We start from the raw sequence: 21,940 nt of genomic DNA on the forward strand, positions 1-21,940 counted from the left end.
GCCCTGCGCCGGCACACCCGGCCGGTGTCGGCGACGGGTTGGGGACGGGCCCGTGCCGTTCCCGGCGGCCGCCCGGGCGAGCCGGCCGGACCCGCACGGTCTGCCCGAGGAGGCGCCGGTGGTGGGGCCTGGTGAGCCGGGACCGAGCCGGCGGCGGAAATGAGCAAGGAATGCAAGGAATGAGCAGGGCGTCCCGGAAGGGCAAGGAATGAGCAAGGTGACCGAGGAGACGGTCCGGCGTGTGAACGGGCTGACGGCCCGCTGGGCGCAGGCCCTGCCCGAGGGCACGGTGTTCTCGGCGCCGGGCGTCTGGCCCCTGCTGGCCTTCCTGGCCGACGGCGCGGCGGGCCCGGCGCGGGCGGAGCTGGCCGGTGCCCTGGGCGTGCCGGCCGAACAGGCGGCCGGTGCCGCGCGGGAGCTGCTGGCGGGGCTGGCATCGGTGTCCGGCCTGGACGCGGCGCTCGGCCTGTGGACGCACCAGGGGCTGGCCCTGCGCGAGGAGTGGCGGGCCAAGCTTCCCGCCGGTACCCACGGAGTCTTCGGGGACGACCTCGTCACCGCGCAGGAGCGGCTGGACGCCTGGGCGGCCCAGCGGACCGGCGGGCTGGTCGAGCGCATGCCGGTGACGCTGACCCGGGAGGCGCGGATGGTGCTGGCCAGTGCCCTCGCGCTGCGCACGGACTGGCGGCAGCCGTTCACGGAGCAGCCGCTGCGGCCGGACTCCGGCCCCTGGCAGGGCCGTACCCTGCGCGGCCTGCACCGGCGCAGCGTGCGGCCGGACCGGGTGGGTGTCGCGGGCACCCCGGACGGCTTCGTCACCGCGCTGACGGTGCCCGGGGACAACGGGGTCGACGTGCATCTGATGCTCGGCGAGGAACGCATGACGCCCGGTCAGGTGCTGGCGGCCGGTGTGGGGATCGTGGAGCGGGCCCTGCCGCTGACCGGGGGCGGCGCGCTGCCGTACGGCCATGTCGGCCCCGGCCTGCACGTGGAGCAGCAGCCGGCCACCGCTCCGGAGCCGAAGACGCTGGACGTGCGGACGGTGGCGTACGAGGTGCGGGCCGACCACGACCTGCTCGCCCTGGCGGGCGTCTTCGGCCTCACCGCGGCCACGGACAGCGAAGTCGGGCACTTCCCGGGGGTGAGCGCGTATCCGCTGGCCGTCGGCGAGGCCCGCCAGTCGGCCGTGGCCCAGTTCGGGGCGCTGGGCTTCCGGGCGGCGGCGGTGACGGCGGTCATGCCGGTGGCGGCGGGCGGGCTCCCGCAGTACCGCTACGAGACCACGGTCGTCCGCGTCACCTTCGACCGCCCCTTCGCCTTCCTCGCCACCGACCGGGAGTCCCGCCTGGTGCTGGCGGCGGGCTGGGTGACGGAACCGGCGCCGTACCCGGTCACGGGCTTCGGTGCGGCGCCTTCGCCGGTGCGCTGACCGGCGGCCGCCGCCCACGGTCTCGGGGCCCGGCCCCCGCCGAGTCGCTGCCGCGGAGCCATCGGTCCGGGGCCCGGCCAGGGTGGGTGGGCTAAGCGCCCAGCTCCGCGCCCCGGGGCAGGTGGAAGGGGACGGTGTGCCAGGGGCTGTCCGGGTGGGTGGCCAGGGCCCGGTGGGCCGCAAGCATCTCCTGGTACCAGCCGCCGAATTCCTCGTCGTCGAAGTGCAGGCAGCGGCCCAGCGCGTAGCCGGCGGAGAAGTCCTGCCAGGAGGTGTGGGCGGACTGCGCGGCGCCGCTCGCCTCGACGACGGCCTCGCGCATCTCGACGCGCGTGGCGAACCGGGCGCCGTAGCCCCAGCGGGCCATCATCGAGGCGCGGCCGATGTCCCAGGCGGCGACCGAGCGCACCGCGGCGTCCGCCGCGAGCAGGCCGTCGGCGCGGAACCTGGCCTCGTACCGCAGCACCTTGCCGACCAGGCCGACGACGTGCGCGACGAACTCCTCCCAGTCCGGCCCGACCTCGTCCTCCGGCAGGTGCGCGGCACGCTCCCGCAGCGTCATCTCGACGCATTCGCGCCATGCGGTGGCGTCGACGGCCTGGAGCCGCCCGCCCGTGTACCGGTGGGCCAGTGCGTTCCGCGCGTCGAGGACGAACTCCCAGTACCAGGGGGTGACGTCCCGATCCAGGAGCCGCCGCTGGGTCTCCTGCCACTCCGCCCGGTCGGTGACGCCCCACCACTTGGCGAGCCGTTCGTGCTCGACGGACAGGCCCAGACCGTGGTAGTGCGGGTTGTTCCAGGCCTCGCCGTTGACGAAGCACATGTGGGCGCCGAGGGCCAGGCCGTGCAGGAGCGGGCCGCGGGGCGGGGCGCCGGTGCGCAGGGTGACGAGCTGTTCGGCGCGGCCGTCCTCGTCCCAGTGCTCGTTGTGCAGCGCGCGCCACACCTGGCGCTCCTCCGCGTCGGCCGACATGAGCATCGGGCACGGCGTCTGGCTGTTGACGGCGATGCCGGCGACGTCCTCGGGCAGGTCGTCGGCCAGGTCGCGCAGTGTGTACGTCTCGAAGACCAGGTACGGGTGGGGACGCGGGAGCAGGCCGCGCGTGTAGACCGCGACAAGCCGTCCGACGGGGGTGTCGTGGACGTGGAAGGTGCGCTTGCCGGGATCGGGCGAGGTCTCCTCACGGCGGAACGGCACGTACACCAGGTCGCCGGCGAGCGCCTCCAGGTAGGCGAGGTGCATGTCGCCGCGGGCCTCTTCCTCGGCGTCCGCGTCCTTCCACTCGGTCGCGGCGTGCCGGGTCAGCAGCTCGTACAGGTGCTGTTCGAGCGCGTCGGGCGCCTGCCAGGTGCCGGGCTCGGCGGGCACCGGGACGTTCGGCAGCGCCTCGTCGTGATCGTCCAGTTCCCCGACGACGTACCGTTCGGCCACCTGCTCCGCCCCCTTTGTGATCATGGCTGCGGCCACTCTACGACCCCAACCCGCCAGCGGGTCTCGGTACCGGCCTCGGGAGCCGTGATCCTGTCCGGCTCGGGTCGCCGGGTCCACCCTCGGGTACGTGTCGATCCGGCCCCCCGTCGGGAGGGCTTCCGGACGGGGGGCCGCGTAGGGCTCAGTCCTCGATCACCGGATTGCACGGCGAGAGGAACGGGTCCAGGCGCTCCTCGACGACCCCCCTGCGCAGAACGCGCACCCGGAACGCGTTGTCGGCGTTCGGGATGTCCCTTTCGTCGGAGCGGTCGTAGAGCAGCCCCCACGAGCCGGGGAAGCGGCGCGCGATGTACGCCACCAGTTCGTCCAGCTGCCCGGCCTCGTAGCCGATGTGGTTCGTGTGGCCGGTGGCCGTGACGACGTCCAGCCCGTTGAAGACGTCGAGCGCGACCTTGCAGCTGGAGGACCACTGGACCGCGTCGATCCGCGCACGCAGCTCCTCGACGCCCGCCCTCAGGGACTGCGAGTCGTCTTCGTACGGGTCCTCGGAGATACCGAACCAGCCATGGAACTCGTACATGCCCTCACTCCAGCGGAGTCGTGTCGATCACCGGCTCGACGCCGTACCGGCGTCCGTATTCCTGGAGCTTATCGATCACGCCTGGTCCGGGCGGTCCGTCGAAGTGGAAGTACGGCGTGCGGCCACTCTGGATCGCCGCCTCGAACGTGGCTTGCGCCTGCTTTCGGAACTTCTTGTTCAAGGTGAAGTCCGCGGGCTTCGCCTGGGCCACGTACTCGTCGCTGATCGCGTCGAACTCACGTCCGTCCGGGTCGTTCGCGAACCTCCTGCGGGGATCTCCGCCCAGCTTCTCGGCCAGCTTGTCCGCGTCGGCGTCGGGCTTGGTGACCTCGATGAGGTCGCCGAGCCCCCCGTTGTCCTCGTACGGCGCGAGGCCCAGCGGATCGCTGAACCGGTGCGGGTTGTGCACGTACGCCGTCGGGTTGGGCGCGGGCGCGAGGCCCAGCGGGTCGGGCGTGATGTACCGGGCGGTCTGCGGGTCGTAGTAGCGGTGGTGGTTGTAGTGGAGGCCGGTCTCCGGGTCGAAGTACTGGCCCGGGAACCGCAGCGGTGTGTACGCGGACGCGTCGGTGTTCCACGTCGTGATGCCCCACAGCGTGGTGCGGCTCTGCCAGGCGATGCGCCCGTCCTCGTCGATGAGTTCGGTCGGGGTGCCGATGAGGTCGGTCGCGATCGCGAAGAACCGTGCGTCGATCTCCCGCTGGGTGGCCGCATCGGTGAGCCGTTCGGTCTGGGCGACAGGGGTCAGGCCCTCGTGGTCCCAGCTCAGTGTGGTGTGGTGAGGCAGCTCGCCGGGGATCTCCGTCGTCTGCTCCGCGAGCACGGGACCGTCCCAGACGAAGCGCGTGCGCTCGGCCACCGCCTGGCCGTCGGCCGCCATGCGCTCCTTGGCGATGCGCCGGCCGAGCGGGTCGTACCGGTAGCGCCACAGAGTGCCGTCCGGGGTCGTGACCTCGGTGAGCCGGTCCTCGGCGTCGTACGCGTACGTCCACACGTCACGCTTCTTCGACAGCCGGGTCTTCGAGCGGCGGATCAGCCGGCCGGCTCCGTCGTACACGTAGCGGTTGGCGCCGGCCTCCGTGATCCGGGTGCCGGTGTAGGAGCGCTTGCCGCGCGCGTCGCCACCGGCGTGGCGGTCGGGCCAGGCGGCGGAGATGTTGTTGCCACCGCTGTCGTACGCGTACGACTCGCTCCACCGGTCGGCCGTGACGGCGGTGACCCGGCCCGTCGCGTCCAGGCCGAAGCGGCGCGGGCCGCGCAGGGCGTCGTCCACGGCGACGAGATGGCCGTCCTCGCGGTAGGCGTACGTCCGCAGGTTCAGCCGGTGGTCGCCGCGCGCGATCTCCTGGGCGGTGAGCCGGCCCGCGGCGTCCCAGTCCGACGTCAGCGTCAGCGTCTCCCCGACGCTGCGGCTCAGCTCGCGCCCCGCGGCATCACGCGTGAACACGATGTCGTGGCCCGCGACGGTCAGCGCGGCGGCACGGCCCGCGCTGTCGTGCGTGTACGAGGTGACATGGCCGCTCGGGGTGACGCGCCGGGTGCGGCGCCCGGCCGCGTCGTACGAGAAGGACAGCGCACGCCCGTCGACCAGCTCGGTCTTGACGTGGCCCCGGCGGTCGTACGCGTACACCAGCTCCGCGTCGGGCCCGACGGCCCGTAGCAGCCGGCCCGCGGGGTCGTACTCGTACGTCGTCACGGCACCGCCGGCGTCCTTGCGGACGACCTGGCCGAGCACGTCCCGCTCGTAGCGGACGGCCGCGCCGAGCGGGGTGGTACGGGACAGCACCCGGCCGAGCGGATCGACGTCGTAGGCGATGGTGCGGCCGTCGAAGTCGGTCTCGGCGACGAGGGCGCCGGCCGGGTCGTAGGTGTAGGTCCACCGCAGGCCCAGGGGGTTGCGGACCTCGGTGAGACGCAGCTCGGTGTCGTGCGTGAATTCGTGGCGGGCGCCGTCGGGGTCGGTGCGGGCCCTGAGCAGGTCGAAGTGGGTGTACTCGAAGGTCGTGGTGCGGCCCTCGGGGTCGGTGTGGCTGAGGCAGTTGCCCTCGCCGTCGTACGTCCACGACTCCACGGCGCCGTCCGGGCCCGTGAACCGTGCGAGCCGGCCCTCAGGGGTCCACTCGAAGCGGGCGGTGCCGCCGCTCGGTCCGGTGCGCTCGGTGATCCGGCCGAAGGCGTCCCGCACATACGACGTCGTACCACCGTCCGGGGCCGTCTGGGCCATGAGAAGGCCCGCGGCATTGTGGCGCAGCAGTGTCGTGGCGCCTGGGGGTCCCCCCGCTCGCGGGGGAGGGTCGGTGACCGAGGTGACGTGGCCGAGCGCGTCGTGGGTGTAGCGGGTGGTGTGCCCGGCGGGGTTGGTGACCGCGACCCGGTTGCCGCGTTCGTCGAACTCCTGCTTCCAGCGCAGCCCGCCCGGCTGGACCAGCTCGACCGGGCGGCCGTCGCTGCCGTAGGCCGCCGTCTGCACGCTGCCGTCGGGGCGGGTGACCGAGACGAGACGGCCCTCGTCGTCCCAGCGGAACTCGGTGCGCGCGCCCGGGGATCCCCCCGCTCGCGGGGGAGGGTCGGTACGGGACAGCAGCCGGTCGTCGCGGTCGTAGGCGTACCGGATCGTCGCGCCCGTGGGCCAGGTCTCGGCCACGACCTGGAGGTGGCTGTTGACCGTGTAGCGCCAGGTGTGGCCGAGGGAGTCGGTGACCGTGGTGGTGGTCAGGCCGGTGTCGGGGTGCGGATCGCCGTAGTGGAACTCCGAGCGCAGATGCCCCTCGTCACCGGTCTGGGAGACGCACCGGTCCCTGTCGTCGTACACGAAGCCGTAGCCGGAGCCGTTCGTGTCGGTCCAGGCGACGATGCGGCCTTCGGTGTCGTAGTCGAACCGGGTGGGGACGCCGGAGGACTTGGTGACCTCGGTGAGATGGCCTTCCTCGCTGTATCCGTACCTGGCGATCTCGGTGCCGCCGAGGCTCAGCGAGGTGATCCGGCGGTTCCGCGTGGTGAACGTGAGGCGGTACCCCCCGGAGTGGCTGAGGGCGAGCGGGGCGCCCTCCTCGTCGTACTCGACGGTGATCGTGCGCCCGTTGCGGTCGGCGATCTCGGCGAGCGGCGCGGAGCCGTTGTCTCCCGGCTCTGCGCCGGGCGGGGCGAGAAAGTGCCGGACGATGCCCGTGTCCGGGTCGGTGAGCGTGTAACTGCCGTCGATGTGCCGTTCCAGCGGCCAGCGCGGCCCCGCCACGGGGAGCACCGGCGTGCCGGGGGCGGGGTGCGGATACGGGACGAGCAGGTTGTCCTCACCGTGGAAGACGACACCGATCGGGTCGACGGTCAGGCGCTGGTCGATCGTCGACGACCAGCTCTCGCCGAACCAGCGGCCCGCCCGGTACGAGGACTCGAAGTCCCTGCGGAACAGCAGCGGCAGGCTGCCCGGCAGCAGCACGTCCTCCTGCGGCAGGAACATGCGGCCGGTCGCGAAGTCGACGGGCTCACGGCCGCACCGCTTGCCGTCGGGCCTGCGGACGGTCTCCCTGAGTTTGCGGGCCCGGCGCGCCTTGGCGGCGTCCGCGAGCTCGTCCGTGAGCCGCGCGCCCTTCGCGGCGGCTCCGGCGCCACCCGTCGCGGCGGTGAGGATCGCGTCCGGCGCCAGCGTGCCGAGCCCTTCCGCCGGGTCCTTCATGAAATCGTCCAGCATCTGCTTGCCGGTGCCCCAGGGGTCGTTGGCGACCTGGACGAGTCCGGCGACGGTGCTGTTGAGATTGGTGACGTACTCGGCCGGATGCGTGATGTTGTACGGGTCCAGCGGGTTGATGCCCCGGACGAAGTTCACGATGCCCGCGGTGCCCTTGACCGCGCCCATGGTGAAGTGGGTCTTCATCAGTTCGAGCTCGTCGAGCCCGTCCTTCAGCTGTTCGCCGTAGGAGGGCTTGGGCGGAGCCGCGTCCCGGGCCTTCTGCACGGCTGTGCGGGCGGTCTCGGCGGCGGAGTTCCGCTGCTTGCGCGCCTCGGCGAGGATGTCCTGCGCCTCCTGCATCTTCGCCTTGCCGGGGTCGGAGAAGTCGCCCGGCTTCGGCGGCAGTGTGGCGGGGTCACGCTTGTCGGCGGGCGTCGCACGGTACTTGCCGACGGCGTCCTTGTAGTCCTCGACCTTCTTCTTGTGCGCGTCCAGGGCGTCCGCCGAGGCCTTCGTGCCTTCCTTCCACTTCTCGATCGCGAGCTGCGCCTGGCCCTGCGCCCAGGTCACCGTGTCCGCGAACGCCTCCAGCGCCTTCGCCGCTTCCTCGAACGCGTCCGCGCCCTTGTACCACTTGGGCGGCTCCAGTTTCACCGTCCTGCGGAACGCGTCCGCCGCCTGACCCCGCAGGGAGTCCGAGTCGAGCCCTTCGAGACCGAGCCCTACGTCGTTGAAGGAATCCGTGAAGTGACGCAGGTGGGACGCGGTGGAGCGCAGCTTGCTCGGCGAGCCGTAGACGAGCTTGGTCTTGTCCTCGGTCTGCCCGAGATCCATCTCGTCGACCTCGGCACCCATCCGGTTCGCCAGTGAACGCGACTTCTCGCGCACCCAGTCCGCACCGGAGTCCCAGCCGACGTCCTCGAGCCGGTCCGCCGTCCAGTCGCCGGCGTCCTCGACCCGGTTGCCGGCCCACTCGACGCCGTCCTCGACCGCGTCCTCGACGACGTCCGGCGTGATGTCACTGACGAAATCCCCGATGCCCATGCGTCAGTTCCCCCCGCCTTTGCTCTGCTGCTGTTGCTGCTGGGCCCGCTCCTCGGGCGACGGCCCGAAGGTGTCGTCGACGGCCTTGTCGAACTGTTCCTGGTCGATGCCGAGGAGGTCGTTGAGCATCCGCGACCGCTCGCCGCCCTGCCCCTCGGTGAGCACCGCGCGTCCGGTGTCCTTCCAGGTCTGGGCCATCTCGTCACCGGCGCGGTCCCATGACTCCGCGCTCCAGTCCGGGTTCAGCGCGTCCGGTGTGAACACGTCGCCCCAGCCCTGCCGGGCGATGTCCTCCTCGGAGGCGTACGGGCTGCCGCCGGCGATCGAGTTGACGCCGAACTTCAGCGCGCTCTCGACGTACTGGTCCTCCTCCCAGAGCACGCCCGCGGCCAGGCCGAGCTTCGCCGCGATGGTGTTGGCGTCCTGGATCAGCGCTCGTACGCCCCACTCCCACCGCTCGCAGAAGTCCTCGAAGTCCACGGACAGGCCGTGGTGCCCGGCTTCCATGCCGGTCATCGCCAGTTCGGAAAAGCCCTTGCCGAGCACCGCTCCGGTGCTCGTACCGATCTCCTTCAGCTCACCGACCGCGTTGCGCAGGCCCTGGGTGAGCCGCTGGACGGTGTATTGGTCGACATGGAGATCCTTCGCCCCGTCGCCCATCAGGCGGCACCCCCTGCGGTCTTGTCGGTCCCGTGGGTCGCGTGCGTCACGTCGGTCCCGCCGACGAGCTTGTCCGGCGTGTCGACGGCGGCTTCGTCCGGAACGATGCCCATGGCGGGCGGGAAGAGCATGGACCCGTCGGGGTCCGCGACGTCGACGGCGATGCCCGCGGGCTCGCCCATCGCCGGGATGATCTCGTCGAGCAGCCGGGCGCCGAGCAGTTCGGCGAACTCCCAGGGCCGCGCGCTGTCCTGGGCGCTTGCGGACTGCCGTGCCCGCGATTGCGCGAAGCGGGCGAGGGCCTCCTCGCCGGTGAACGCGAACACCCAGCGCACACCGCCGAAATGCCCCGTCCACAGCCCGCCCCGGTCCAGCGGTACGAGCATCCTGGCCCGCCTCAGCTCCCCCAGGAGCGCCCGCGGATCGCCCGTCCCGGCCCGCCGCTCAGCGATCTGCTCGGCGAGCGCAGTCCCGTCACGCACCTCAATGCCTCCCCCGGCATCGTCGACAACGCGCCTTCCCGGGGAACCACGCTCCACCCACACCCGACGGTTCCCGGCCACTGCCCTCTACCGAGGGAGAGAAATCCATGGCACACCGCGGAACCAGACTGCGCAGGTGAGTGACTCCTGCCCCTGCCCGTGTCGCGGGCACCGCGTGCTCGGCGACATGCCCGGCTCTTACGAGATCTGCCCCGTCTGCTTCTGGGAGGACGACGGCGTGCAGTTCCGCTGGCCGGCCATGGCAGGCGGGGCGAACAAGGTCTCCCTGATCGAGGCCCAGCGCAACTACCAGGTCGCAGGCCGGACGGCCCTTCGCCGGATGTATTAGACGTTGAATCGGAACGTTCAGCACAGCGCTCCGACCTGCTGAAACATGCTTCTTGGCGATCCCATCCCGCACCGGTCCAGCACGGTGAGGATGCATCCCGCACATCCAGCACGCGCGCTCGCAGCCGTTGTGTACACATGGGACACTCTGTACGCTTGGGCGCATGAGTCAGATGCCCATAGAGTCCATCCGCGACGTGCGCGCACACCTGGCTGAGGTCGTGGAGCGGGCGGACCGCGACGACGTACCCACGGTCATCACGCGGCGCGGCAAAGAAGTCGCCGCCGTAGTGTCGATCGAGGTGCTGCGCAAGTACCAGGAATGGGAAGAGCGCGAGATCAACCGGATCATCGACGAGCGCATGGCCAACCCGGCGCCCGGCATCCCGATCGAGGACGTCATGCGGGAGACGCTGGCACGCAGTGAATGAGCACAGCGTGAGTGAGTACCGAACCGTCTTCCGGCCAGAGGCGCAGGCAGAGCTTCGGAAGATCCCACGCGACATGGCGCTGCGCATCCTGGCCAAGCTGACCGAGCTGGAGAGCGACCCCCTCGGCTTCAACACCACCGCGCTCGTGTCGAAGCCGGAACGCCGTCGACTGCGAGTCGGCGACTACCGCGTCGTCTACACGATCGACAACGGGGAGCTCGTGGTGTGGGTCGTACACGTCGGGCATCGCTCCACCGTTTACGACACCTGACGCCGGCTGATCCGGCGTCAAAACAACCAGCACCCATCCAGCAGGGTGACGGCGAAGGGGCCGACTCCGGGAGGAGTCGACTCCTTCTGACCTGCACGCTTGACGGATCACCTAGCGCGCAGCAACGGAATGGTTACACGTTGAAGCGGAACTCCACCACGTCGCCGTCCTGCATCACGTAGTCCTTGCCCTCCATGCGGGCCTTGCCCTTGGCGCGGGCGTCGGCGACCGAGCCGGCGTCGACCAGGTCCTCGAAGGAGATGACCTCGGCCTTGATGAAGCCCTTCTGGAAGTCGGTGTGGATGACACCGGCCGCCTCGGGGGCCGTGGCGCCCCTCTTGATCGTCCAGGCGCGGGACTCCTTGGGGCCGGCCGTCAGGTACGTCTGGAGGCCGAGGGTGTTGAAGCCGACGCGGGCGAGGGTGGCGAGGCCGGGCTCGTGCTGGCCGACGGACTCCAGCAGCTCCAGAGCCTCCTCCTCGTCCAGCTCGGCGAGGTCGGCCTCCAGCTTGGCGTTCAGGAAGATCGCCTCGGCGGGGGCGACCAGGGCGCGCTGCTCGTTCTTGAAGTCCTCGTCGATCAGCTCGTCCTCGTCCACGTTGAAGACGTAGAGGAAGGGCTTGGTGGTGAGCAGGTGCAGGTCGTGCAGCAGCTCGGCGCGCTCGCTGCCCTGGACGATGCCGTGCGCGAAGAGCGTGTCGCCCTTCTCCAGGATCTCCTTGGCCTCCTCGACGGCCTTGACCTTGGGCGCGATGTCCTTCTTGATCCGCGACTCCTTCTGGAGGCGGGGCAGCACCTTCTCGATCGTCTGGAGGTCGGCCAGGATCAGCTCGGTGTTGATCGTCTCGATGTCGTCCTTCGGCGAGACCTTGCCGTCGACGTGGACGACGTTCTCGTCCTTGAAGGCGCGGATGACCTGGCAGATCGCGTCCGACTCACGGATGTTCGCGAGGAACTTGTTGCCCAGGCCCTCGCCCTCGGAGGCGCCGCGCACGATGCCGGCGATGTCGACGAAGTCGACCGTGGCCGGAAGGATGCGCTCCGACTTGAAGATCGAGGCCAGCTTGGCGAGACGGGCGTCGGGCACGCCGACCACACCGACGTTCGGCTCGATCGTGGCGAACGGGTAGTTGGCCGCCAGCACGTCGTTCTTGGTCAGGGCGTTGAACAGGGTCGACTTGCCGACATTGGGCAGGCCGACGATTCCGATCGTGAGCGACACGTTGCGACTTCCCGTAGATGAGTGGGCCAGGGGCTGCCAGGGGCCAGAGACCGACACTGGCCGATCCACCAGTTTACGGCGTCCCGCACACCAGGCTCGCGGGATGGCCGAACGCCCGGCCGAGCCTCCCGCGTCGGCGTGTCTGAGGGCTGATTGGGCACATAAGCAGACCTAAGTTGGTCCAATGGAGCAACACAGAACGGGATCTCCGCACGACGGACCGCGACACGGCAGGCAGCCGCCCGCCGCGCTGCCGCCGCAGACCCGGCGCCGGCCGGGCGGCGAACGGCGGCCGGCGCCGGGGACCGCCCGGCCGGCGCGTCCGGGCCGGCCGGTCCGGGCCGCCGGAGCGGCCGGAGCGGCCGGACGGCTGCAGAACCCGAGACTCACCGGGCTCGGCAGCGGGCTGTTCTGCATCGCGGCGATGTTCCTGCTCGGCTACCTGGACCAGTTACTCCTCGGGGCTTCCCTGACGGTGTACGGGATGCTGTTCCTGCTGGTGTGCGTGCTCACGGCGGTGTGGGTACGCGTGGGGGACGTACTGACCGCGCCCGTGGTGGTGCCGATCGCGTTCGCCGTGGGGCTGCTGCCCGTGGCCGACGGCAGCGGGGGGCTCGCCGGCCGTCTGATGGGTCTGTTCACGGGACTGGCCACGCAGGCGGGCTGGCTGTACGGGGGGACGCTCGCCGCCGGGATGATCGTCCTCGTCCGCCGGGTGCGGTGGGTACGGGAGCGCCGCCGGAGAAGCTGACCGGCGACGCCGGGAGGAGCTGAGTGGCCGGGCACCGGGAGGAGGAGCCGAGCGGCCGGGCACCGGGGCTGGGGAGCGCCTTGACGAGCGGCCAGGCGTCGAGGCGAGCGTAGCGGCCGGGGCCCGGGCGGAGCCGGGGCACCGGGACGAGCGGAGCGGCTGTGTCCCGGGTGCCTGAGCGGTCAGGACCGCTCGGCCGCTCTCATCGCCGCTCCCACGATCCCCGCGTTGTTCTGGAGCTGCGCGGGGACGATCTCGGCCTTGACGCCCTCGATGAGGTGCAGGAACTTGTCCGCCTTGCGGCTGACCCCGCCGCCGATGATGAACAGCTCCGGCGAGAACAGCATCTCCACGTGCGCCAGATACTTCCGGACGCGCCGCGCCCACTGCTCCCAGCTGAGGTCGTGGTCCTCCTTGGCCTTGCTGGAGGCCCGCTTCTCCGCGTCGTGGCCGTTCAGCTCCAGGTGGCCCAGCTCGGTGTTCGGCAGCAGGGTGCCGTCCACGAAGACGGCGCTGCCGATGCCGGTGCCGAAGGTGAGGAGGACGACCGTGCCCCTGCGGTCCCGGCCGGCGCCGAACCGCATCTCGGCGACGCCCGCCGCGTCCGCGTCGTTCACCACGGTCACCGGCAGCCCGCCGAGCCGGCCGCTGAACAACGCGCGCGCGTCCGTGTCGATCCAGCTCTGGTCGACGTTCGCCGCCGTACGGACCATGGCGCCGCCGGTGACCACCCCGGGGAAGGTCAGGCCGACCGGGCCGGTCCAGCCGAAGTGGTCCACGACCTGCTTGACCCCGTCGGCCACGCCGTCGGGCGTCGCCGGGTGCGGGGTGAGCACTTTGCAGCGCTCCTGGGCGAGGTCTCCCTTGTCCAGGTCCACAGGAGCGCCCTTGATCCCGGATCCGCCGATGTCCACGCCGAAGATCTGCATGGCTCCACGTTACGACGGACCACTGACGGTCACGCCTCCGGCGTACCGCTCCCGCCGCGCTCGGCGACCAGGGCGGTGGCCTCGTCGCGCAGGTCGCGGCGGAGCTCCTTGGGCAGCGAGAAGGTGATGGACTCCTCGGCGGCCTTGACCAGTTCCACGTCCGCGTAGCCGCGCTCGGCGAGCCACTCCAGGACCTGCTCGACCAGCACCTCGGGCACGGAGGCACCGGAGGTGACGCCCACGGTGGTCACGCCCTCCAGCCAGGCCTCGTCGATCTCGGCGGCGAAGTCCACCAGGTAGGCCTCGCGGGCACCGGCGATCTTGGCGACCTCGACCAGCCGCTTGGAGTTGGAGGAGTTGCGCGAGCCGACGACGATGACCAGCTCGGCCTCGGCGCCCATCTGCTTCACGGCCAGCTGCCGGTTCTGCGTGGCGTAGCAGATGTCGTCGCTGGGCGGGGAGACGAGACCGGGGAACTTCGTCTTCAGCGCGTCGACGGTCTCCATGGTCTCGTCCACCGAGAGCGTGGTCTGGGAGAGCCAGACGACCTTCGACGGGTCGCGGACCTCGACCTTGGCGACGTCGCCGGGGCCGTCGACCAGCTGGATGTGGTCGGGGGCCTCGCCGGAGGTGCCGATGACCTCCTCATGGCCCTCGTGCCCGATCAGGAGGATGTCGTAGTCCTCCTGGGCGTACCGGACGGCTTCCTTGTGGACCTTGGTGACCAGGGGGCAGGTGGCGTCGATGGTGGCGAGCCGGCCCTGCCTGGCCTCCTCGTGCACCACGGGGGCGACGCCGTGTGCCGAGAACATCACGATGTTGCCCGGCGGCACCTCCTCCGTCCGCTCCACGAAGACGGCGCCCTTCTTCTCCAGGGTCTGCACGACGTACTTGTTGTGGACGATCTCGTGCCGGACGTAGATCGGGGCCCCGTACTGCTCCAGGGCTTTCTCGACGGCGATCACGGCGCGGTCCACGCCGGCGCAGTAGCCCCGGGGGGCGGCGAGCAGGACACGGCGGCCAGACGAAGCGGTCATGCGTCCCATCGTAAGGCCGCGTTCGGCGGCTCCGAGATCGCGGCCCCGTGGCCCGGCGGGGAAGACCGTGTGCGTATGTCCGACACCGGAACGACTGCCTCCGGGATCGGGGCGCGGCACCGGCTGCGGCGCAGCCTCGGCTTCCGGGATCCCGTCCACGGGTTGCTGTCCTCGCCCCGATGGCGCCGGTCGGCGTCTGCGGGCCGCTGGACGCCCGGTCGCACGGCGCGGTGGCGCTGGTGTACGTGGTGGCCACGGTCGTGCGGGATCGGTGGTGCGCAGAACGGGATAGCCGACGTCCATGGACATGCCGGCCACCTTCGCGCGGCTGCTGCCGGGCGCGACAGCCGTTTTGTCGGTGGCGGCCGTTAGTCTCGCGGCATGGCTGTGAACACGTCCCCGGAAACCCCCCTGCCCGTAGGCGAGGTGTCCCGGCTCATCGGGGGCTGGATCGACCGGCTCGGTGCCGTATGGGTCGAAGGGCAGATCACCCAGCTCTCGCGGCGGCCCGGCGCCGGTGTCGTGTTCCTCACGCTGCGCGACCCGTCGTACGACATCTCCGTCAGCGTGACCTGCTACCGCCAGGTGTTCGACGCGGTCGCGGACGTCGTCGGCGAGGGCGCCCGGGTCGTCGTCCTGGCGAAGCCGGAGTGGTACGCGCCGCGCGGCCAGCTGTCCCTGCGTGCCGCCGAGATAAGGCCCGTCGGCGTCGGCGAGCTGCTGGCCCGGCTGGAGCAGCTGAAGAAGGCGCTCGCGGCCGAGGGCCTGTTCGCGCCGGAGCGGAAGAAGCCGCTGCCGTTCCTGCCGCAGCTGATCGGGCTGGTGTGCGGCCGGGCCTCCGCCGCGGAGCGGGACGTGCTGGAGAACGCCCGGCACCGCTGGCCCGCCGTCCGCTTCGAGGTGCGCAACGTCGCGGTGCAGGGCGTGCACGCCGTTCCCCAGGTCGTGCAGGCCGTCAAGGAGCTCGACGCGATCGACGACGTGGACGTGATCATCGTGGCGCGCGGCGGCGGCAGCGTCGAGGACCTGCTGCCCTTCTCCGACGAGCAGCTGGTGCGGGCGGTGGCCGAGTGCCGTACGCCGGTGGTGTCCGCGATCGGGCACGAGCCGGACAATCCGCTCCTGGACCACGTCGCCGACCTGCGCGCCTCCACGCCGACGGACGCGGCCAAGAAGGTCGTACCGGACGTGGGCGAGGAGCTGGCGCGGGTGCGGATGCTGCGGGACCGGACGCGGCGCTGCATGGCCGCGTTCGTGGAGCGGGAGGAGCGCGGGCTGGCGCATGCCCTGGCCCGGCCCTCGATAGAGGATCCGCACCGGATGATCGACGAGCGCGCCGACCAGGTGGCCTCGCTGGTCGACCGGGGCCGGCGGACCCTCGGGCACTTGCTGGACCGCGCGGACTCGGAGCTGACGCACACGCACGCGCGCGTGGTGGCGCTCTCCCCCGCGGCGACGCTCCAGCGGGGTTATGCGGTGCTCCAGCGGGCCGACGGGCACGTGGTGCGCGATCCGGCCGAGGTGACGGCGGGCGAGGCGCTGCGGGCGCGGGTCGCCGACGGTGAATTCACGGTGAAGGTGGGCGAATGACGAGCAAGGTGGACGAGGCGCTCTCGTACGAGCAGGCGCGGGACGAGCTGATCGAGGTCGTACGGCGGCTGGAGGCGGGCGGTACGACGCTGGAGGAGTCCCTGGCGCTGTGGGAGCGCGGCGAGGAGCTGGCCAAGGTGTGCCGGCGCTGGCTGGAGGGGGCGCGGGCCCGGCTGGACGCGGCCCTGGCCGAGGAGGAGGCCGGGGAGGACACCGAGTAGGCACCGGCCCGCGGGCTGTGAGGCCCGTCACCACACCCTGACACTTGTTGAAGGTTGAACTTCATCTGGCGTAGTGTCGTGCCGTCAGCCGATCCGGACCGCGGTCCGGTACGTCGGATCAAGACGCACCCAGAAAGTTCACGCATGTCTCTCGTTCTTGACCCCGCCGCCCAGGACCTGCTGTTCCGTGAGGCCCGCACCGCGAACACCTTCACCGACGAGCCGGTGACCGAGGAGCAGGTCCAGGCGATCTACGACCTGGTCAAGTACGGCCCCACCGCCTTCAACCAGTCCCCGCTGCGCATCACCCTGGTCCGCTCCCCCGAGGCCCGCGAGCGCCTGGTCAAGCACATGGCCGAGGGCAACCAGCCCAAGACCGCCGCCGCCCCGCTGGTCGCCATCCTCTCCGCGGACAACGAGTTCCACGAGGAGCTGCCGACCCTCTTCCCGCACTTCCCGCAGGCCAAGGACATGTTCTTCAGCGAGCGTCCGGCCCGTGAGGGTGCCGCCGCGCTGAACGCCGCGCTCCAGGCCGCGTACTTCATCATCGGCGTCCGCGCCGCCGGTCTCGCCGCCGGCCCGATGACCGGTCTCGACTTCGAGGGCGTCCGCAAGGAGTTCCTGGACGACGACCACACCCCGCTGATGGTCGTCAACATCGGCAAGCCGGGCCCGGACGCCTGGTACCCGCGCTCCCCGCGCCTGGCCTACGAAGACGTCGTCACGACCGTCTGATCCGCCGGAACAGCCCGTACACGCGAAGAGGCCCCCAGCACCGCCGGGGGCCTCTTCGCATACGTGGATCACTTCATCTGCAGCGCCGCCACCATCGTGGTCAGATCCGCGAAGGAGCCGGTGCCGGCCACCACCGTCGTGGAGCCGGGCGTGTCCTGGAGGACGAGGGCGTCGTACCGGCCGCCGGTGTAGCGGGTCCAGGTGCGGCCGTCGATCTTCTCGGTCCGCTGCGTCGCGGACCCGCCCTGGCTGGCCTGGTCGATGAAGTCGGCCCGCTTCAGCGTGGACTGCTCGACCTGCACGTACTGGCCGTCCGGGGTCTGGAAGCCGAGGTGCCAGCGGTCGGATTTGTCGCCCTGGAAGCGTACGGAGGTCGCCTTCCAGGTACTCGGCAGGCCCTCGGGCGCGGCCACCGGGTAGCTCGCCGCCCGGCGGGCACCGAGCAGCTCCACCCGGTAGTCGACCCGCTTGAGGTCGGGAGTGTGATCGTCGTGCGGGACGGAGAGGAAATAGACGACCGCCGCCGCGATGCCGATCAGGGCCAGGGAGAGGATCATGTCCCGGGCCGTCTTCTGCTTGCCGTTCGAACCTGCCACGCCCCCTATCGTCGCAGGTGTCCCATGCGCTCATCCGTGGGGCCCCCTGCTCATTTTGTCTGCCCGACGATAGAGTCAGGGTCCAATACCCTCATCCGGCCGTCGTCGTATCAGAAAGGTGCGCTCCGATGACCGAAAATCATCACCTGCCGTCCGAGCTCGATGTTCCCTCCGAGGCTCCCGACCGCAACCTCGCCCTGGAACTCGTCCGGGTGACCGAAGCCGCCGCGATGGCAGCGGGCCGCTGGGTGGGGCGCGGTGACAAGAACGGCGCCGACGGTGCCGCGGTGCGCGCCATGCGGACCCTCGTCTCCACCGTCTCGATGAACGGCGTCGTCGTCATCGGCGAGGGCGAGAAGGACGAGGCCCCGATGCTCTTCAACGGGGAGCACGTGGGCGACGGCACCGGTCCCGAGGTCGACATCGCCGTCGACCCGATCGACGGCACCACGCTGACGGCGAAGGGCATGCCGAACGCCATCGCCGTCCTCGCCGCCGCCGAGCGCGGCGCCATGTTCGACCCGTCCGCGGTGTTCTACATGGACAAACTGGTCACCGGTCCCGAGGCGGCGGACTTCGTCGACATCGACGCGCCCGTGGCCGTGAACATCAAGCGGATCGCCAAGGCGAAGAAGGCCACGCCGGAGGACGTCACCGTCGTCATCCTCGACCGGCCGCGGCACGAGAGACTGATCAGGGAGGTCCGGGAGGCCGGCGCGCGCATCAAGCTGATCTCCGACGGCGATGTGGCCGGCTCGGTGTACGCACTGCGCGAGGGCACCGGCGTCGACCTGCTGCTCGGCATCGGCGGCACGCCCGAGGGCATCATCTCCGCCTGCGCCGTGAAGTGCCTGGGCGGCACCATCCAGGGCAAGCTGTGGCCGAAGGACGACGAGGAGCGGCAGCGGGCCATCGACGCCGGGCACGATCTGGACCGCGTGCTCACCACGGACGACCTGGTGTCCGGGGAGAACGTGTTCTTCGTCGCCACCGGTATCACCGACGGCGAGTTGCTGCGCGGGGTCCGCTACCGCTCGGAGACCGCGCAGACCGAGTCGATCGTGATGCGGTCGAAGTCCGGGACCGTGCGGCGGATCTACTCCGAGCACCGGCTCAGCAAGCTGCGGGCTTACAGCGCGATCGACTTCGACCGGGCCAAGTGACACGCCCGCCGGGGCTTGCGCTCCTCGGCGACTGAAAGGGCGCCCTCTGTGCGGAGAGGGCGCCCTTCGTCGCGTGCAGCTAGCCGGCTATGCGGTTCGCCGTCGCCCGTGCCGCCTTCTTCAGCTCGACTTCGCGCCGGCGGCGCCGCGCCAGCACCACCCGGCGTTCCGCCGCCGTGAGGCCGCCCCAGACACCGTAGGGCTCGGGCTGGAGGAGGGCGTGTTCGCGGCACTCGACCATGACCGGGCAGCGGGCGCAGACCCGCTTGGCCGCCTCCTCGCGGGACAGCCGGGCGGCGGTCGGCTCCTTCGACGGGGCGAAGAAGAGGCCCGCCTCGTCGCGCCGGCACACCGCCTCGGTGTGCCAGGGTGCGTCTTGATCCCTGTCTCGCGCTGGCACCCGCTGGGCCGGAACGGCAGCTACCTGCAAGGACGAATGCGGCGGTTGCAGCACGGTCTACTCCTGACGACGGCTTCGCGAGCGAGAGACGATGCAGCAAGGCCTACCCGCTGTGCGCGCGCCTATGCACAGCGTTCCCATCCGCAGGCGCACTACATCGCTTTCACGCCCCCGCGAGGCATCGCCGCGGCGCCACACCCCTGCCGGAGACCGCCGGATTCGCGTCCGTCAATGCCCCAGGTGTTTGCGCAGCTTCCGGTCGGCCTTGTCCTGCACGCGGTCCAGGATGTCCGCCACGAGCTTGCCCCGCTTGGGCCGCGCCTCGACGTTGCCGAGGACGGCCCAGCCGTCGACGTAGACCACCGGCGCGTCCGGTTCCACCGAGTCCAGCGGGCTCACCTCGAAGTTGCCGAGCACACCGCCTCCGGTGCCGCGCAGGGAGATGTTCTCCGGGACGCGGATCTGGACGTCGCCGAAGACCGAGACCGCCTTGATCACCACCTGCTGGTACTCGAAGATCGCCTCGCTGAGGTCGATCTCGACGCTGCCGAAGACCGCGTACGCGTGCAGTCGCCGGCCGGCCCGCCAGCGACCCCGGCGCATGGCGCTGCTGAACACCGCCACCACGCTGGCGTCGGCCTCCGCCGGCACCGCGCCCGGGGTGGGGCGGGACGGGACGGGTGTGCAGGCGGGGGCGGCGGAGCGCTGGTGGGCGCCGGGCAGATCCCGGATGAAGACCTGCAGCTCACCCACCGTCTTGGCGTGCAGCACCCCGTCCACGCGCTCGGCGTGCTCGTCGGCGGTCAGCCGGCCCTCGGCGAGGGCCTCGCGGAGAATGTCGGCGACCCGGTCGCGGTCGGCGTCGGAGGCGCGCAGCTCGGCTGCGGGTGTGGGTGCGGTCTGCTTCTGAAGGTCCACGGACAGCAGCGTACCCAAACACGATAGATCGCGATACCCCCAACTGAGCCTTACCTCACAGGTTCGCCGTCGGCGGCAGGTTCTACGCTGGGGAGGCTCGCCAGCGTCGGCGGGCGGCCGTCCGTCAGAGTGAGGAATGGGCTGAGATGCCTGAGTTCGCGTACACCGATCTGCTCCCCCAGGGAGAGGACACCACCCCGTACCGGCTGGTGACGTCCGAGGGCGTCTCCACGGTCGAGGGCCCCGACGGGCGGACGTTCCTCAAGGTGGAGCCGGAGGCGCTGCGCAAGCTGGCCGAGGAGGCCATCCACGACATCCAGCACTACCTGCGCCCGGCCCACCTCGCCCAGCTGCGCCGGATCATCGACGACCCGGAGGCGTCGGGCAACGACAAGTTCGTCGCGCTCGACCTGCTGAAGAACGCGAACATCGCGGCGGCCGGCGTGCTGCCGATGTGCCAGGACACCGGCACGGCGATCGTGATGGGCAAGCGCGGGCAGAACGTGCTGACCGAGGGCGGCGACGAGGCGGCGCTGAGCCGTGGCATCTACGACGCCTACAAGAACCTGAACCTGCGTTACTCGCAGATGGCTCCGCTCACCATGTGGGAGGAGAAGAACACCGGCTCCAACCTGCCGGCCCAGATCGAGCTGTACGCCACCGACGGCGGCGCCTACAAGTTCCTGTTCATGGCGAAGGGTGGCGGCTCCGCCAACAAGTCCTTCCTGTACCAGGAGACGAAGGCCGTCCTGAACGAAGCCTCCATGATGAAGTTCCTGGAGGAGAAGATCCGCTCGCTCGGTACGGCCGCCTGCCCGCCGTACCACCTGGCGATCGTCGTCGGCGGCACGAGCGCCGAGTACGCGCTGAAGACCGCGAAGTACGCCTCCGCGCACTACCTGGACAACATGCCGACCGAGGGCTCGCCGCTCGGCCACGGCTTCCGGGACGAGGAGCTGGAGGAGAAGGTCTTCGAGCTGACCCAGAAGATCGGCATCGGCGCGCAGTTCGGCGGCAAGTACTTCTGCCACGACGTGCGCGTCATCCGCCTGCCCCGGCACGGCGCGTCCTGCCCGGTCGCGATCGCCGTCTCCTGCTCCGCCGACCGCCAGGCGGTCGCCAAGATCACCGCCGAGGGTGTCTTCCTGGAGCAGTTGGAGACCGACCCGGCGCGCTTCCTGCCGGACACGACCGACGATCACCTCGACGAGGCGGGTGACGTCGTCAAGATCGACCTCAACCAGCCGATGGACACGATCCTCGCCGAGCTGACCAAGTACCCGGTCAAGACGCGGCTCTCGCTGACCGGTCCGCTGGTCGTGGCCCGTGACATCGCGCACGCCAAGATCAAGGAGCGGCTGGACGCGGGCGAGGAGATGCCGCAGTACCTGAAGGACCACCCGGTGTACTACGCCGGCCCGGCGAAGACCCCCGAGGGCTACGCCTCCGGTTCCTTCGGCCCGACCACGGCCGGCCGCATGGACTCCTACGTGGAGCAGTTCCAGGCCGCGGGCGGCTCCAAGGTGATGCTCGCCAAGGGCAACCGCAGCAAGCAGGTCACCGACGCGTGCAACGCCCACGGCGGCTTCTACCTCGGCTCCATCGGCGGCCCGGCCGCCCGCCTCGCCCAGGACTGCATCAAGAAGGTGGAGGTCCTGGAGTACGAGGAGCTGGGCATGGAGGCGGTCTGGAAGATCGAGGTCGAGGACTTCCCGGCGTTCATCGTGGTGGACGACAAGGGGAACGACTTCTTCCAGGATCCGGCTCCGCAGCCGACGTTCACGAGCATTCCGGTGCGGGGTCCCGGGCTGGCCTAGGGACTTCGTTTGGATCAGCCCGGGTCCGCGACGCCCGGCACGGCACCTCGCCGCGTTGTCGGACCACCCGAGTACGCCCAGTACGCGGGTGATCCTCCGCCTTGCGATGCACCGCACCATGCACCGCGGCCTGATCCGACCTGATCCAAACGAAACCCCCTAGTTCCCTCGCCCCGGCCGCCTGCCGGCCGACCGAGTCGGGTGGCGGGTGAGCGGC

The 21,940-nt window shown here is 70.9% G+C and carries 21 protein-coding genes; 10 read left to right on the plus strand and 11 right to left on the minus strand.

Going from position 1 to position 21,940, the window contains the following annotated elements:
- Positions 1-208: 208 nt before the first annotated feature.
- Positions 209-1,429, plus strand: a complete 1,221-nt coding sequence (locus ACZ7DL_RS01165) for a serpin family protein (RefSeq protein ID WP_470770424.1) — start codon at positions 209-211, stop codon at positions 1,427-1,429.
- A gap of 91 nt (positions 1,430-1,520) precedes the next feature.
- On the opposite strand, the gene ACZ7DL_RS01170 is transcribed toward ACZ7DL_RS01165, so the two are convergent.
- The 5 genes from ACZ7DL_RS01170 to ACZ7DL_RS01190 all read right to left on the minus strand — a co-directional run bounded on the left by ACZ7DL_RS01170 (position 1,521) and on the right by ACZ7DL_RS01190 (position 9,294).
- On the minus strand, positions 1,521-2,885 hold the full coding sequence (locus ACZ7DL_RS01170) for a DUF1266 domain-containing protein (protein WP_470770425.1): 1,365 nt from the start codon (positions 2,883-2,885) through the stop codon (positions 1,521-1,523).
- Positions 2,886-3,042: 157 nt separating this feature from the next.
- Positions 3,043-3,441 carry an Imm7 family immunity protein gene (locus tag ACZ7DL_RS01175; RefSeq protein ID WP_470770426.1) on the minus strand — a complete coding sequence of 133 codons (399 nt, stop codon included), beginning with the start codon at positions 3,439-3,441 and terminating at the stop codon, positions 3,043-3,045.
- 4 nt (positions 3,442-3,445) lie between these two features.
- Positions 3,446-8,152, minus strand: a complete 4,707-nt coding sequence (locus ACZ7DL_RS01180; protein WP_470770427.1) for a putative T7SS-secreted protein — start codon at positions 8,150-8,152, stop codon at positions 3,446-3,448.
- Between the two features lie 3 nt (positions 8,153-8,155).
- Entirely contained in the window at positions 8,156-8,815 is a 660-nt protein-coding gene (locus ACZ7DL_RS01185) for a hypothetical protein (RefSeq protein WP_470771175.1), read from the minus strand.
- Positions 8,812-9,294, minus strand: a complete 483-nt coding sequence (locus ACZ7DL_RS01190; RefSeq protein ID WP_470770428.1) for a hypothetical protein — start codon at positions 9,292-9,294, stop codon at positions 8,812-8,814. Before ACZ7DL_RS01190 ends, ACZ7DL_RS01185 begins: the two co-directional genes overlap by 4 nt.
- Positions 9,295-9,298: 4 nt before the next feature.
- Between ACZ7DL_RS01190 and ACZ7DL_RS01195 the strand changes: the two genes are divergently transcribed.
- The 3 genes from ACZ7DL_RS01195 (at position 9,299) to ACZ7DL_RS01205 (ending at position 10,344) form a co-directional block, all read left to right on the plus strand.
- The gene (locus ACZ7DL_RS01195) at positions 9,299-9,643 is read left to right on the plus strand and encodes a CPCC family cysteine-rich protein (RefSeq protein WP_470770429.1); all 345 of its coding nucleotides are present in this window, start codon (positions 9,299-9,301) and stop codon (positions 9,641-9,643) included.
- A gap of 163 nt (positions 9,644-9,806) precedes the next feature.
- On the plus strand, positions 9,807-10,073 hold the full coding sequence (locus ACZ7DL_RS01200; RefSeq protein WP_470770430.1) for a type II toxin-antitoxin system Phd/YefM family antitoxin: 267 nt from the start codon (positions 9,807-9,809) through the stop codon (positions 10,071-10,073).
- A 7-nt stretch (positions 10,074-10,080) separates the two neighbouring features.
- Entirely contained in the window at positions 10,081-10,344 is a 264-nt protein-coding gene (locus tag ACZ7DL_RS01205) for a type II toxin-antitoxin system RelE family toxin (RefSeq protein ID WP_470770431.1), read from the plus strand.
- A gap of 133 nt (positions 10,345-10,477) precedes the next feature.
- On the opposite strand, the gene ychF is transcribed toward ACZ7DL_RS01205, so the two are convergent.
- Positions 10,478-11,566, minus strand: a complete 1,089-nt coding sequence (gene ychF, locus ACZ7DL_RS01210; RefSeq protein WP_470770432.1) for a redox-regulated ATPase YchF — start codon at positions 11,564-11,566, stop codon at positions 10,478-10,480.
- A gap of 184 nt (positions 11,567-11,750) precedes the next feature.
- On the opposite strand from ychF, the gene ACZ7DL_RS01215 reads away from it, so the two are divergent.
- The gene (locus ACZ7DL_RS01215) at positions 11,751-12,317 is read left to right on the plus strand and encodes a DUF6542 domain-containing protein (RefSeq protein ID WP_470770433.1); all 567 of its coding nucleotides are present in this window, start codon (positions 11,751-11,753) and stop codon (positions 12,315-12,317) included.
- A 182-nt stretch (positions 12,318-12,499) separates the two neighbouring features.
- Here ACZ7DL_RS01215 and ppgK read toward each other — a convergent pair whose 3' ends face one another.
- Positions 12,500-13,246, minus strand: coding sequence for a polyphosphate--glucose phosphotransferase (ppgK, locus tag ACZ7DL_RS01220; protein ID WP_470770434.1), 747 nt, complete (start codon positions 13,244-13,246; stop codon positions 12,500-12,502).
- A 29-nt stretch (positions 13,247-13,275) separates the two neighbouring features.
- Positions 13,276-14,283 (minus strand): 4-hydroxy-3-methylbut-2-enyl diphosphate reductase, encoded by a 1,008-nt coding sequence (locus ACZ7DL_RS01225; RefSeq protein WP_470770435.1) that lies wholly within the window; start codon positions 14,281-14,283, stop codon positions 13,276-13,278.
- A 381-nt stretch (positions 14,284-14,664) separates the two neighbouring features.
- Here ACZ7DL_RS01225 and xseA point away from each other — a divergent pair, with 381 nt between their 5' ends.
- From xseA to ACZ7DL_RS01240, 3 genes are all read left to right on the plus strand, one after another.
- A complete protein-coding gene (gene xseA / locus ACZ7DL_RS01230; protein WP_470770436.1) occupies positions 14,665-15,873 on the plus strand; it encodes an exodeoxyribonuclease VII large subunit in 1,209 nt (402 codons plus the stop codon).
- Positions 15,870-16,094: an exodeoxyribonuclease VII small subunit gene (locus tag ACZ7DL_RS01235; RefSeq protein WP_404062975.1), complete on the plus strand. Its 225-nt coding sequence runs from the start codon at positions 15,870-15,872 to the stop codon at positions 16,092-16,094. Before xseA ends, ACZ7DL_RS01235 begins: the two co-directional genes overlap by 4 nt.
- A gap of 144 nt (positions 16,095-16,238) precedes the next feature.
- The gene (locus ACZ7DL_RS01240) at positions 16,239-16,829 is read left to right on the plus strand and encodes a malonic semialdehyde reductase (protein WP_470770437.1); all 591 of its coding nucleotides are present in this window, start codon (positions 16,239-16,241) and stop codon (positions 16,827-16,829) included.
- A 68-nt stretch (positions 16,830-16,897) separates the two neighbouring features.
- Here the strand turns inward: ACZ7DL_RS01240 and ACZ7DL_RS01245 are convergent, their stop codons facing one another.
- Positions 16,898-17,425 (minus strand): DUF4245 domain-containing protein, encoded by a 528-nt coding sequence (locus ACZ7DL_RS01245; protein WP_470770438.1) that lies wholly within the window; start codon positions 17,423-17,425, stop codon positions 16,898-16,900.
- A 128-nt stretch (positions 17,426-17,553) separates the two neighbouring features.
- Between ACZ7DL_RS01245 and glpX the strand changes: the two genes are divergently transcribed.
- Positions 17,554-18,588, plus strand: a complete 1,035-nt coding sequence (gene glpX, locus ACZ7DL_RS01250) for a class II fructose-bisphosphatase (RefSeq protein ID WP_470770440.1) — start codon at positions 17,554-17,556, stop codon at positions 18,586-18,588.
- 79 nt (positions 18,589-18,667) lie between these two features.
- Here glpX and ACZ7DL_RS01255 read toward each other — a convergent pair whose 3' ends face one another.
- Together ACZ7DL_RS01255 and ACZ7DL_RS01260 are read right to left on the minus strand one after the other, a co-directional pair.
- A complete protein-coding gene (locus tag ACZ7DL_RS01255; RefSeq protein WP_319147745.1) occupies positions 18,668-19,042 on the minus strand; it encodes a WhiB family transcriptional regulator in 375 nt (124 codons plus the stop codon).
- Between the two features lie 174 nt (positions 19,043-19,216).
- Positions 19,217-19,906, minus strand: a complete 690-nt coding sequence (locus tag ACZ7DL_RS01260; RefSeq protein ID WP_470770442.1) for a DUF1707 SHOCT-like domain-containing protein — start codon at positions 19,904-19,906, stop codon at positions 19,217-19,219.
- 146 nt (positions 19,907-20,052) lie between these two features.
- Here ACZ7DL_RS01260 and ACZ7DL_RS01265 point away from each other — a divergent pair, with 146 nt between their 5' ends.
- Positions 20,053-21,723 carry a fumarate hydratase gene (locus ACZ7DL_RS01265; protein WP_470770443.1) on the plus strand — a complete coding sequence of 557 codons (1,671 nt, stop codon included), beginning with the start codon at positions 20,053-20,055 and terminating at the stop codon, positions 21,721-21,723.
- Positions 21,724-21,940: the final 217 nt, after the last annotated feature.

The organism is Streptomyces sp. NPDC036984, from assembly GCF_055607665.1.